This is a genomic window from Mycolicibacterium lacusdiani, from assembly GCF_021916785.1.
Taxonomy (GTDB): domain Bacteria; phylum Actinomycetota; class Actinomycetes; order Mycobacteriales; family Mycobacteriaceae; genus Mycobacterium; species Mycobacterium lacusdiani.
Genome location: NZ_JAKCFC010000005.1, coordinates 306,285 through 319,411, shown reverse-complemented (window position 1 = coordinate 319,411; position 13,127 = coordinate 306,285). Strand labels below are relative to the sequence as shown.

Here is a 13,127-nt window from a genome sequence, read left to right as displayed (position 1 = left end):
GCGAAGGGCCTCCTCGGATCACTCGTTACGCGTGGTCGTCCTCGCCGATCCGGTGCACGTGGATCAGGTTGGTCGAGCCTACTGTGCCGGGCGGGGCACCTGCGACGATGACCACCAGGTCGCCGCGCTTGTAGCGGCCCAGCGACAGCAGCGACTCGTCCACCTGCCGGATCATGCCGTCGGTGGTGTGCATGTGCGGAACGATGAACGTCTCGGTGCCCCACGTCAGCGCAAGCTGGCTACGCACCTCGGGCAACGGCGTGAACGCCAGCAGCGGCAGGGGGGTGTGCAGCCGTGCCAGCCGCTTGACCGTGTCACCGGACTGGGTGAACGCCACCAACGCCTTGGCGTCGAGCCGCTCGCCGATGTCGCGGGCCGCGTACGAGATGACGCCCCGCTTGGTGCGCGGCACGTGCGTCAGCGGCGGAGCGGCCGTCGAATTCTCCTCCACGGCGGTGACGATGCGGGCCATCGTGCGGACGGCCTCCAGCGGGTACTTGCCCACCGACGTCTCGCCCGACAGCATCACCGCGTCGGCACCGTCGAGGACGGCGTTCGCGACGTCGGACGCCTCCGCGCGGGTGGGGCGGGAGTGCTCGATCATCGACTCCAGCATCTGGGTGGCGACGATCACCGGCTTGGCGTTCTCGCGCGCCATCTGGATCGCCCGCTTCTGGACCAGCGGGACCGCCTCCAGGGGCAGCTCCACGCCGAGGTCGCCGCGGGCCACCATGATCGCGTCGAACGCGAGGACGACGGCCTCGAGGTCGGCGATGGCCTCGGGCTTCTCCAGCTTGGCGATGACGGGCACGCGGCGGCCCACGCGGTCCATGACCTCGTGGACGAGTTCGATGTCCGAGGGCGAGCGGACGAACGACAGCGCGACCAGGTCCACGCCGAGCTGCAGCGCGAACTCCAGGTCGGCGATGTCCTTCTCCGACATGGCGGGCACCGAGACGTTCATGCCGGGCAGCGACAGGCCCTTGTTGTTGCTGACCCGTCCGCCCTCGGTGACGGTGCACACCACGTCGTTGCCGTCGATGTGCTCGACGACGCATCCGACGTTGCCGTCGTCGATCAGCAGCCGGTCACCCGGCGACGCGTCGTTGGCGAGCTGCTTGTAGGTGGTGGACACCCGGTCGTGGGTGCCCATGAAGTCATCGACGGTGATCCGCACCGTCTCGCCGGCAGTCCACAGCGTGGCGCCCGTAGCGAACCGGCCCAGCCGGATCTTGGGTCCCTGCAAATCGGCGAGCACGCCGACGGCACGCCCCGTGGCGTCAGACGCGCTGCGCACGTAGTTGTAATTGGCCTCGTGGTCGGCGTAGTCGCCGTGGCTGAAATTCAGCCGGGCAACGTCCATGCCCACCTCGACGAGGGACTTCACCATCTCTTCGGAGCCAGTGGCCGGACCAAGGGTACAGACGATCTTTCCGCGTCTACTCACGTCTGGTGAGCATAGTCCCTAATCGATTCAGATGACGGCTAGCGGAAGCGCGCCAGGCCTGACCGGCGCAGGAAGCTCCGACTCGCCCATGAGGTACGCGTCGACCGCGTGCGCCGCGCTGCGGCCCTCCGCGATGGCCCACACGATCAGCGACGCCCCACGGTGGGCGTCCCCACATACGAACACCCCGGGGGCCTCGGTCTGCCAATCGGACCCGCACGGCAGCGCGCCGCGCCGGTTCAGGGTCAAGCCCAGTCCCTCGAGCAGCGCCATGTGCTCGACGCCCTCGAAGCCGATGGCCAGCAACGCCAGGTCGCACGGAATCTCGATGGGCTCACCGACCGGGGTGACGACCCGGCGTCCCTCCGCGTCTCGCTGCACCTTGACCTCCGCGATCTGGAGCGCACGCAGGTTCCCGTCGTCGTCACCGACGAAGCGCTGCACCGCCACCTCGTAGCGACGGGCGCCGCCTTCGGCGTGTGCCGGGGATAGCCGAGTGCGGAGCACCAGCGGCCACGTGGGCCACGGTGAGCGGGACTCGTCGCGCTGTCCGGGCGGCTCGGGGTTGTAGTCGAGCTGGGTCACCGAGATGGCCCCCTGCCGGTGCGCGGTGCCGAGACAGTCGGCCCCGGTGTCGCCGCCGCCGATGATCACCACGTGCTTGCCCTTGGCGGAGATCGGCGATTCGCCGTCGCCCTCGCACTCCTTGTTCGCAGGCATCAGGTGGTCCATCGCGAGGTGCACACCGCGCAACTCGCGGCCCTCGACCAGGTTGTCGCGTGCCCGCAGCGCACCGACTGCGAGCACCACCGCGTCGTGCTGGCTGCGCAGCGCATCGACGCGCAAGTCGACGCCGACCTCGCACTCGGTGACGAAACGGGTTCCCTCGGCGCGCATCTGGGCGAGACGCTGATCGAGCGTCGACTTCTCCAGCTTGTACTCCGGGATGCCGTAGCGCAGCAGCCCACCGATCCGGTCGTCACGCTCGTAGACCGTGACATGGTGGCCTGCGCGCGTGAGTTGTTGCGCGGCAGCCAGACCGGCGGGGCCCGAACCGACGACGGCCACGCTGCGGCCGGTCGCGATCGCGGCGGGCTGCGGCTCCACCAGACCCAGCCGCCACGCCTGGTCGGCGATCGTATTCTCGATGCGCTTGATGGTGACGGCGCCGCCTGTGGTGTCCTCGCCGATCGAGAGCACGCACGCCGACTCGCACGGCGCGGGGCACAGCCGCCCGGTGAACTCGGGGAAGTTGTTCGTGGCGTGCAGGCGGTCGCTCGCGGCGTCCCACCGGCCCCGCCGCACCAGGTCGTTCCACTCGGGGATCAGGTTGCCCAGCGGACAACCGGCAGTACCCGAGTGGCAGAACGGGATTCCGCAGTCCATGCAGCGACGTGCCTGCTCCGACACCTCCCGCGCACGGTCCTTGGGGTCCTGGCGCTCGTAGACCTCGTGCCAGTCGCCGACGCGTTCGTCGACGGGGCGCTTGGGCGCCTCGACCTTGGGCACCTTCAGGAATCCGGTGGGGTCAGCCACGGGTCGCCTCCATGATCGCCGCGTCCACGTCGCGCCCCTCGGCCTTCGCCATCCGGGTCGCCTGCAGCACGCGTTGGTAGTCGGTGGGCATGATCTTGGTGAATTGCGCACTGCGCCTTGGCCAATCCGATAGCAGCGACCTGGCCACCGTGCTGCCGGTGAGGTGCGCGTGGGCGGTGACGGTTTGGCACAGCCACTCGAGGTCCTCGGACTCGGGACGCTGCAGCTCGACCATTGCCGGGTTGACGTCGGCCGGGTCCAGCCCGAGCACGTAGGCGATGCCGCCGGACATGCCCGCCGCCATGTTGCGGCCGGTCGGGCCGAGCACGACCACGCGGCCGCCGGTCATGTATTCGCAAGCATGGTCGCCGACGCCTTCGGCGACCGCGACCGCGCCGGAGTTCCTGGCGCAGAAGCGCTCCCCCACCCGACCGCGCAGGTAGACCTCACCCGAGGTCGCACCGTAGAGCAGGGTGTTGCCCGCGATGACGTTCTCCTCGGGGATGAACAGCACGTCCTCGGGCGGGCGGACGACGATGTGGCCGCCCGAGAGTCCCTTGCCGACGTAGTCGTTGGCGTCGCCGATCAGTTCGATCGTGACGCCCGGCGGCAGGAAGGCACCGATCGACTGCCCCGCCGACCCGCTGAGCGTGACGTGGATGGTGTCGGTCGGCAGCCCCTGCGCGCCGTAGCGCCGCGTGACCTCGGCACCGAGCATGGTGCCCACCGTGCGATTGACGTTGCGGACCGGCAGGTCCAGCCGCACCGGGTGGGCGTCCTCCAGTGCGCCCTCGGCGAGCGCGATCAGCGTCTTGTCCAGCGCCTGATCCAGTGCGTGGTACTGGTCCTTGGTCTTGCGGCGCTGGGTGAGCTGCTCGCCGTGCGCGTTCTTCGGCATCGCAAAGATGGGGCTGAGGTCCAGGCCCTTGCTCTTCCAGTGCGCGACGCCGACAGCGGTGTCCAGCACGTCGGCCTGCCCGACGGCCTCGTCGATGCTGCGGAAGCCCAAATCCGCGAGGTACTCCCGCACGCCCTGGGCGATGAACCGGAAGAAGTTGACCAGGAACTCTGGCTTGCCGTTGAAGCGGGCCCGCAACTCTGGGTTCTGCGTGGCGACGCCCACCGGGCAGGTGTCGAGGTGACAGACCCGCATCATGATGCAGCCGGCGACCACCAGGGGTGCGGTGGAGAAGCCGAACTCCTCGGCCCCGAGCAGGGCGGCGACGATAACGTCGCGTGCGGTGCGCATGCCGCCGTCGGCCTGCACGGTGATTCTGTCTCGCAGACCGTTGAGCACCAGAGTCTGCTGGGCGTCGGCCAACCCGATCTCCCATGGCAGGCCCGCATGCTTGAGCGACGTCAGCGGAGCCGCACCGGTGCCGCCGTCCCAGCCGGAGATGAGCACGACGTCGGCGTGCGCCTTGGACACCCCGGTCGCGACCGTTCCGACGCCGACGGAACTGACCAGCTTCACGTGGATGCGGGCCTGATCGTTGGCGTTCTTCAGGTCGTGGATCAGTTGTGCCAGATCCTCGATCGAGTAGATGTCGTGGTGCGGCGGCGGCGAGATCAGTCCGACGCCGGGCGTGGAGTGCCGGGTCTTGGCGATGCTCGGGTACACCTTGTAGCCCGGGAGCTGGCCGCCCTCACCGGGTTTGGCTCCCTGGGCCATCTTGATCTGGATGTCCGAGGCGTTGACGAGGTAGTCGCTGGTCACGCCGAATCGACCGGACGCGACCTGCTTGACCGCACTGCGACGCCGCGGGTCGTAGAGCCGGTCGACGTCCTCGCCGCCCTCCCCGGAGTTGGAGCGGCCGCCGATCTGGTTCATCGCGATGGCCATGGTCTCGTGCGCCTCTGCGGAGATCGACCCGTAGCTCATGGCGCCGGTGTTGAACCGGGTGCAGATCGACTCCACCGACTCGACCTCCTCGAGCGGCACCGGGGGCCGCTGACCCTTCTTCAGCTCGAACAGCCCGCGCAGCGTCCCGCCCTCGCGGGACAACCGGTCGACCTCGTCGGTGTACTGCGCGAACACCTCATCGCGGCCGGTCCGCGTCGAATGTTGCAGCAGGAACACGGTTTCGGGGGTGAAGAGGTGCAGTTCGCCTTCACGCCGGAACGCGTACTCGCCGCCGACCTCGAGCCGCCGGTGCACGCGCTCGGTCGGGTTCTCCGGGTAGGCGCGCCGGTGCCGCAGCTTGACCTCCTCGGCGACGACGTCGAGACCGATGCCGCCGAGCCTGCCCGGGGTACCGGTGAAGTACTCGTCGACCACCTCGCGGTCGATGCCCACCACCTCGAAGGCCTGTGCGCCGGTGTAGGACGCGACGGTGGAGATGCCCATCTTGCTCATCACCTTCATCACGCCCTTGCCGAGCGCCTTGAGGTAGTTGCGGACCGCGGTCTTGGTCTCGATGCCGGTCAGCTCGCCCTCGCGGATGAGGTCCTCGATCGACTCGAACGCCAGGTACGGGTTGACCGCTGCCGCACCGAAGCCGATGAGCAGCGCGATGTGGTGGACCTCGCGGGCATCGCCGCTCTCGACCACCAGGGCGACGGTGGTGCGCTCCTTGGTCCGCACCAGGTGGTGGTGCACGGCCGACACTGCGAGCAGGGACGGAATCGGCGCGCGGGTGTGGTCGGAATCCCGGTCGGAGATCACCAACGTGCGGGCGCCACGGGCGATCTCCTCCGACGCACGCAGGCGGAGGTCCTCCAGCGCGTCGGTCAGGCCTTCGCCGCCGCGTTCGACGTCGTACAGCGCACGCAGCACCGCGGTCTGGAATCCGGGGTGGTCGCCGTCGTCGTTGATGTGGACGATCCGGTTCACCTCGTCGTTGTCGAGCACCGGCCAGCGCAGCAGGATCTGCCGGCACGACGCGGGCGTCGGCTCGAGCAGGTTGTGCTCGGGGCCCATCACCCGGGCCATCGACGTCACGATCTCCTCGCGGATGGCGTCCAGCGGCGGGTTGGTGACCTGGGCGAACATCTCGACGAAGTAGTCGTAGAGCAGCCGGGACCGCTGGGACAGCACGGCCGCGGGGGTGTCGGTGCCCATCGAGCCGAGCGGTTCACCACCCGATGCGGCCATGGGCGTCAGGAGGATTCGCAGATCCTCTTCGCTGTAGCCGAAGGCGATCTGGCGACGCACCACCGAGTCGTGATCGGGCTGCATCCGGCCGCGATCGGGCAGCGTCGCGACGTCGAGCAGCCCGGCGTGCAGCCATTCGTCGTACGGATGGTCGGCCGCGATCTCGGCCTTGATCTCCGCGTCGGAGATGATCCGTCCAGCTGCGGTGTCGACGAGGAACATCGTGTTCGGCTCGAGCCTGCCCCTGGCGACGATCTCGGCGGACGGGATGGGCAGCACGCCGCTCTCGCTGGCGAGGATGATCCTGTCGTCGATGGTGCGCCACCACCGGCCGGGCCGTAATCCGTTGCGGTCCAGCACCGCTCCGACGACCGTGCCGTCGGTGAACGTGACGCAGGCGGGCCCGTCCCAGGGTTCCATGATCGAGGCGTTGAACTGACACAGCGCGCGGCGCGCGGGGTCCATCGCGGTGTTGTTCTCCCACGCCTCGGGGATCATCAGCATCACCGCGTGCGGCAGGCTGCGACCACCGAGGTGCAGCAGCTCGAGCACCTGGTCGAACGACGCGGAGTCGGACGCGTCCGGCGTACAGATCGGCGACAGCCGCGCCAGGTCGCCGCCGATGAGGGGACTCGACAGCATCGCCTCCCTGGCGTGCATCCGGTTGCGGTTGCCGCGGACGGTGTTGATTTCGCCGTTGTGCGCGACGAACCGGAACGGGTGGGCTAGCGGCCACGACGGGAACGTGTTCGTCGAGAAGCGGCTGTGCACGATCGCGATGGCGCTGGTGCAGCGTTCGTCGCGCAGGTCGGTGAAGAACAGGGGCAGCTGCTTCGTGGTGAGCATGCCCTTGTAGGTCATGGTGCGGCTGGACAGACCCGTGAAGTAGACGCCTGTTCCGGCGTCTTCGTCGCTCGGCACGTGGCCGGCCCGCTTGCGCAATGGGTACACGCGCCGGTCGAGATCGATTTCGCCGAGCCGCTTTCCGTCGATCTCGGGCGAGGTGACGAAGAACTGCGCCATGTGCGGCATGCATCCTCGGGCGGTCTCCCCCAGGTCTGCGCCGTCGGGGTCGACCGGCATCGAGCGCCAGCCGAGGACGATCAGGCCCTCGTCCTCCGCGATCCCCTCGACGCGCCGCATCGCCGCGGCTCGTTGGGTGGGGTCCATCGGGAGGAAGCAGACACCCGCGGCGAAGGCGTTTGTGCCGTCGGCAGCCGGTGGCGGCAGCTCGAAGTCGACGACCTCCCTCAGCAGGTCGACGGGCAGTTGCATGAGGATGCCCGCGCCGTCACCGCTGTTGGTCTCGGCGCCGGCAGCCCCGCGGTGATCGAGGTGCTCGAGTGCCAGCAGGCCGTCGGCGACGATGCCGTGCGAGCGGCGACCCTTGATGTCGGTGACCATGGCGACGCCGCACGAGTCGGATTCGTGCTCCGGGTCGTAGAGACCCTGCGCCTGGGGCAATGCCGAGAACAGCATCGAGGAGTACCTCCGCAGTCCGGAAAATGATTTCCGGGACTACAGCGGCCCGAGTGCCGATGCTATCAGCGCACTGTCAGATCTACCCTGTGACGAACGTTGGTACCAGGGGAAACCCGGGCAAATTGCGCACCACGGTCCACGCGATCGCAGCGACGGCGATCGTCACCATGGCCGCCACGGGCATCAGCGTTTGGCCGCGGCGCCACCGCACCAGCAGCCACACCGCCAGCAGTGGCAACCCGACGAGCGCGAAGACGTTGTCGGTGACCGCGGCCGCGAAGTCCCCGTGCAGGACGTCGTGGGTCATCCGGATGCCACCGCAGCCGGGGCACTCCAGTCCCGTCAACGCCTTGAACGGGCACGGCGGGAACAGGAAGCCGGGACGGTGCGGATCGGCCAGCCCAACGTAGGCGAGCCCGCCGGTGACCAGCGCCGCGGCGCCGACGGCGACGTGACCCCGCGTGGGTCGTGTGCTGGCCCTAGGTGCCATCGCGGAGCGGGCGGCCCTCCGGGTCGCGGACCTTGTCGGTCAGGATCAGCACGGCGTCGATGATTCCCCACACCACCGCAGCGATGCCGCAGGTGACGAGGCCGACGACGAGCTGGATCACGCCGAGCTTGGTGTAGCCCAGGTAGATCCGGCCGATTCCGACGAGGCCGATGAGCCCGACGAGTTGCAGCAGTCCGCCGACGAGCTTGGACTTCTCCGAGTACGGCTCACCGGTGACGGGATGCCTGCCGTATGGCGCCAACGGGTCGTGGTAGCCGCCGCCCGGTGGCGGCGGGTACTGCTGGCTGTAGCCCTGCTGCGGGTAGCCCTGCTGCGGGTAGCCCTGCTGCGGGTAACCGGGCTGGGAGAAACCCTGCTGGGTCTGATCCTGCTGGGAGTAACCCGGCGGCGGCGGGGGCGGGGTCGACGGAATTCCATCCTCGCGGCCCCCGAACTGCGGTTCAGTCATGCGGCCAGCATGCCAGACCGGGGTGGCGCTCAGGGGGCGATGATCGATCAGCTGCGGTTGCGCTGCCACCAACGCCGACGGGTCCGTCCGGTCGTGGGCGTCGTGGAGGGGGGAGGCGTGGTGGTGTCGTTGGAAAGCGCCCTGGCGTCTTCCTCCCCGGCCACCGCCGCGTCGTGCACCTCTGCGGCATCGTCCTCGGCAGCAGACACTTCGTCACCGTCGACGGAACCCAGCCCCTCCTCGGGAGCGGCGCTCGACTCGGGGTCGTCAACATCTGATGCCGCTGCCGGGTCGGGTGTCTCCTCCGACGCGGGCTCGGCAGCCACGTCATCAGCCAACGACTCCGCCTCACCGGCACCGACCACGGCAGCCTCGTGCACCTCTGCGGCGTCGTCCTCGGCAGCAGTCACTTCGTCGCCCTCGACCGAACCCAGACCCTCTTCAGGCGCGGCACTCGACTCAGCGCCGTCATCATCTGATGACGTTGCCGCGTCGACCGTCTCAGCCGACACGTCATCAGCCAACGACTCCGCCTCATCGGCACCAACCACCGCAGCCGCATGGACCTCATCGGCGTCACCCTCGGCGGCAGTCACCTCGTCAGCATCGACCGAACCCAATCCCTCCTCAGGAGCGGCACTCGACTCAGCGTCGTCAACATCTAATGACGCTGCCGGGTCGGGTGTCTCCTCCGACACGTCATCAGCCAACGACTCGGCCTCATCGGCACCGACCACCGCAGCAGCGTGCACCTCATCAGCGTCACCCTCGGCAGCAGCCACTTCGTCGCCCTCGACCGAACCCAACCCCTCCTCAGGAGCGGCGTCGGTAGCGGTGGCACCACCATCGTCGCCCGTCTCGGATTCGTCGCGGATCCCGTCCGCAAGCGTCTCCGCATCGTCGGCACCAATGATCGCTGCCGCGTGCACCTCAGAGGCGTCACCCTTAGCGGCAGTGACCTCGTCACCGTCGACCGAGCCGAGCCCCTCTTCGGGCGCCGCAGAATCAGCCTCGGCCGGCACGTCCTCGACCAACGATTCCGCGTCATCGGCAGGATCGTCGGTCGACGCGACGGCGTCGGCCTCGGCACCCAGGTCGGCGGCGAGCGTCTCGGCCTCGAACGCACCTTCTGCGGCTGCTTCCTGAACCTCGGCGGCATCGCCTTCGGCAGCGATGACCTCGTCGCCATCGACCGAACCGAGGCCCGCTTCCGGCTTCTCATCGCCGTCGGCATCTTCGCCTGCCTCGGCGAACGCCTCAGCCTCGGCGATGTCCTCCGACGAGGCAGTCTCCACCTGCTCGACCAGATCCTCGGCCTCCGCAGCGGCCTCCGACTTCATGCCGTCGAAGTCTTCGTCGCCGTTTGCAGCGTCGTCTACGGCGGCATCGTCGGCCTCTTCGGCTGCCTCGGCGAACGCCTCAGCCTCGGCGATGTCCTCCGACGAGGCGGTCTCCACCTGTTCGACCAGATCCTCTGCCTCCGCAGCAGCCTCCGACTTCTTGCCGTCGAAGTCGTCCACGTCGGCGTCATCACCAGCTTCGGACGCGGCGCGTTCGTCTTCCTTGCCTGCCACGACCGCAGCGGCGACCAGTCCACTGGTCGCGGCGGCCGCGGTCAAGTTCTCCCCGGCCTCGTCCACCACCGACTCGCCGCCCGCCTCGGTGTCCTTGCCGCGCAGCGTCCACGGCTCCTCGCGGCCCTTGGTGGCGACCATGACGTAGACCACCGCCGCGATGAACACGAACGTCGACGTGAAGGTGTTGACGCGGATTCCGGTGTCGCCGATCGTCGTCGCGTAGTCGCTACGCATCAGCTCGATCCAGAACCGGCCGACGCAGTAGCCGGCCACGTACAGCGCGAACAGGCGGCCGTGACCGATGCGGAACCGCTTGTCGACCAGCAGGAGAAGTCCGAAGACCAGCAGGTTCCACAGCAGTTCGTACAGGAACGTCGGGTGCACGACGTCGACCAGCTGCCCCGTCGACACGCCGTTCAGCGAGTCGGGATAGCCCGCGGCGTTGCGCCGTTCGTAGACTTCGAGCCCCCACGGCAGCGTCGTCGGCCTGCCGTACAGCTCCTGGTTGAAGTAGTTGCCCAGTCGGCCGATGGCCTGCGCGAGGATGATCCCGGGCGCGATCGCGTCGCCGAACGCAGGCAGCGGTATCCCCCGCCGACGGCATCCGATCCACGCACCGACGCCACCCAACGCCACGGCACCCCAGATCCCGAGGCCACCGTCCCAAATCCGCAGCGCCGCACCAAAACCCTTGCCACCCTCGCCGAAGTACGTCGACCAGTCGGTCAGCACGTGATAGAGCCGACCACCGATGAGACCGAACGGAACCGCCCACAGCGCGATGTCGTAGATGACGCCCGGCTCACCGCCGCGCGCCGACCAGCGACGGTCGCCGATGATCAGAGCGGCGACGATGCCCGCCAGGATGCACAGCGCGTAGGCCCGGATCGGGAACGGGCCGAGATGCCACACTCCCTGGTCGGGGCTGGGCAGGTAGGCCAGAACAGTCAGGGTCACGCGGAAATCCTCTGTCGCACTCCGTCGGCCAGTTCCTCGGTCAGCGCCCTGACCGCCGGGATGCCGTCGGCCAGCGCGGTCACGAGCGCCGAGCCGACGATGACCCCGTCCGCGTAGGCGCCGATCTCCGCCGCCTGCGCACGCGAGCGCACGCCCAAACCGACCCCGACCGCGATGTCGGATACCTCCTTGACGCGGGCGACCAGTTCCGGCGCCATGTTCGACACGGCGTCACGTGCGCCGGTCACGCCCATCGTGGAGGCGGCGTAGACGAATCCGCGAGAGGCCTCGACGGTCGCGGCCAGCCGCTCGGGCGTCGACGACGGTGCGACCAGGAAGATCCGGTCGAGGTTCTGCTCGTCGGACACCTGCATCCACTCGTCGGCCTCCTCGGGAATGAGGTCCGGCGTGATGAGGCCCAGTCCGCCCGCCGACGCGAGGTCGCGCGCGAAGGGCTGGACGCCCTTCTTCAGCACGGGGTTCCAGTACGTCATCACCACGGCGTTGCCGCCTGCGTTGCTGATCGCCTCGACCGCGGACAGCGCGTCGCGCACCCGCACGCCTCCGCGGAGGGCCATCTCGGTCGCCGCGGCGATCGTCGGTCCGTCCATCCCCGGGTCGGAGTAGGCGATGCCGACTTCGATGATGTCGCAACCAGATTCGACCATCGCGACCATGGCGTCGATCGACGTCGCGACGTCGGGGTAGCCGGTGGGTAGATAGCCGATCAGCGCCGCACGCCCCTCGGCGCGGCAGGCGGAGAACAGGTCGGTCAGTCGACTGGTCACGTCGCGGCTCCCTCGTCGTCGAAGAGACCGAACCACTTGGCAGCGGTCTCGACGTCCTTGTCACCGCGGCCCGAGAGGTTCACCAGGATCACCGCGCCTGCACCGAGTTCGACGCCCAGCTTGAGCGCCCCGGCGATGGCGTGGGCGGACTCGATCGCGGGGATGATGCCCTCGGTGCGGCACAGCAGCGCGAACGCGTCCATGGCCTCGGCATCGGTGATGGGCAGGTACTGGGCCCGCCCCATGTCCTTGAGGTACGCGTGCTCGGGGCCGACGCCCGGGTAGTCCAGACCAGCCGAGATCGAGTGGGACTCGATGGTCTGCCCGTCCTCGTCCTGCAGCAGATAGGAGAACGAGCCCTGGAACGCACCGGGCGTGCCGCCGGTGAACGTCGCGGCGTGCCGACCGGTCTCGACGCCGTCGCCGGCGGCCTCGTAACCGACCAGCCGAACACCGGGATCGTCGATGAAGGCGTGGAAGATGCCGATGGCATTGGAACCGCCACCGATGCAGGCCGTCACCGCGTCGGGCAGACGACCCAGCCGCTGCTGGATCTGGGCGCGCGCCTCGAGACCGATGACGCGCTGGAAGTCGCGCACCATCGTGGGGAACGGGTGCGGGCCGGCGGCGGTGCCGAAGCAGTAGTACGTCGCGTCGGCATTGCTCACCCAGTCGCGGAACGCCTCGTTGATGGCGTCCTTCAACGACTTCGAGCCGGACTCCACCGAGACCACGCGCGCGCCGAGCAGCCGCATCCGGGCCACGTTGAGCGCCTGCCTCGCGGTGTCGACGGCACCCATGTAGACCACGCACTCCATGCCGAGCAGGGCGCACGCCGTGGCCGTTGCCACGCCGTGCTGACCCGCGCCGGTCTCGGCGATGACGCGCGTCTTGCCCATCTGACGCGCCAGCAGAGCCTGGCCGAGCACGTTGTTGATCTTGTGAGACCCGGTGTGGTTGAGGTCTTCTCGCTTGAGGAACAGCCGCGCTCCCCCGGCGTGGTCCGACAGGCGCGTGGCCTCGTACAGCGGTGACGGTCGCCCGCTGTAGTCGCGCTGCAGGCGGTCGAGTTCGTCGAGGAACGTCTGGTCGGTGCGCGCCTTCTCGTAGGCGGCGGTGACCTCCTCGATGACGGCCATCAGCGCTTCTGGCACCAGCCGGCCACCGTAGGCACCGAAGTGCCCTCGGGCGTCGGGGTCGTGCACGGTGGGTTCCGCGACGGCTGCGCTCGAACGCGGCAGCTCCGGACCGGCGAGATCGGACATGGCATTCTCTTCTTCGCGCAAA

At 68.9% G+C, this 13,127-nt stretch carries 8 protein-coding genes; all 8 read right to left on the bottom strand.

Annotation, left to right across the window (positions count from 1 at the left end; translation table 11 throughout):
- Positions 1–25 precede the first annotated feature (25 nt).
- The 8 genes from pyk to trpB all read right to left on the bottom strand — a co-directional run bounded on the left by pyk (position 26) and on the right by trpB (position 13,105).
- Positions 26–1,447: a pyruvate kinase gene (gene pyk / locus LOK44_RS17985; RefSeq protein ID WP_237571447.1), complete on the bottom strand. Its 1,422-nt coding sequence runs from the start codon at positions 1,445–1,447 to the stop codon at positions 26–28.
- A 27-nt stretch (positions 1,448–1,474) separates the two neighbouring features.
- Complete coding sequence (locus LOK44_RS17980; RefSeq protein ID WP_237571446.1) at positions 1,475–2,983, bottom strand: glutamate synthase subunit beta; 1,509 nt, start codon at positions 2,981–2,983, stop codon at positions 1,475–1,477.
- Positions 2,976–7,556: a glutamate synthase large subunit gene (gene gltB / locus LOK44_RS17975; protein WP_237571445.1), complete on the bottom strand. Its 4,581-nt coding sequence runs from the start codon at positions 7,554–7,556 to the stop codon at positions 2,976–2,978. The genes LOK44_RS17980 and gltB overlap by 8 nt, the downstream gene beginning before the upstream one ends.
- Positions 7,557–7,638: 82 nt before the next feature.
- Entirely contained in the window at positions 7,639–8,049 is a 411-nt protein-coding gene (locus LOK44_RS17970; RefSeq protein ID WP_237571444.1) for a DUF2752 domain-containing protein, read from the bottom strand.
- Complete coding sequence (locus LOK44_RS17965; protein WP_237571443.1) at positions 8,039–8,518, bottom strand: TM2 domain-containing protein; 480 nt, start codon at positions 8,516–8,518, stop codon at positions 8,039–8,041. Before LOK44_RS17965 ends, LOK44_RS17970 begins: the two co-directional genes overlap by 11 nt.
- Before the next feature lie 47 nt (positions 8,519–8,565).
- On the bottom strand, positions 8,566–11,052 hold the full coding sequence (gene lgt / locus LOK44_RS17960; RefSeq protein ID WP_237571442.1) for a prolipoprotein diacylglyceryl transferase: 2,487 nt from the start codon (positions 11,050–11,052) through the stop codon (positions 8,566–8,568).
- On the bottom strand, positions 11,049–11,840 hold the full coding sequence (gene trpA / locus LOK44_RS17955; RefSeq protein WP_237571441.1) for a tryptophan synthase subunit alpha: 792 nt from the start codon (positions 11,838–11,840) through the stop codon (positions 11,049–11,051). The genes lgt and trpA overlap by 4 nt, the downstream gene beginning before the upstream one ends.
- Positions 11,837–13,105, bottom strand: a complete 1,269-nt coding sequence (gene trpB, locus LOK44_RS17950; RefSeq protein ID WP_237571440.1) for a tryptophan synthase subunit beta — start codon at positions 13,103–13,105, stop codon at positions 11,837–11,839. Before trpB ends, trpA begins: the two co-directional genes overlap by 4 nt.
- Positions 13,106–13,127: the final 22 nt, after the last annotated feature.

Excerpts from the sequence above, each read along its gene's own strand:
- trpB (WP_237571440.1), bottom strand. The coding sequence starts at position 13,105 with ATGTCCGATCTCGCCGGTCCGGAGCTGCCGCGTTCGAGCGCAGCCGTC.
- gltB (WP_237571445.1), bottom strand. The coding sequence starts at position 7,556 with ATGCTGTTCTCGGCATTGCCCCAGGCGCAGGGTCTCTACGACCCGGAG.
- LOK44_RS17970 (WP_237571444.1), bottom strand. The coding sequence starts at position 8,049 with ATGGCACCTAGGGCCAGCACACGACCCACGCGGGGTCACGTCGCCGTC.
- LOK44_RS17965 (WP_237571443.1), bottom strand. The coding sequence starts at position 8,518 with ATGACTGAACCGCAGTTCGGGGGCCGCGAGGATGGAATTCCGTCGACC.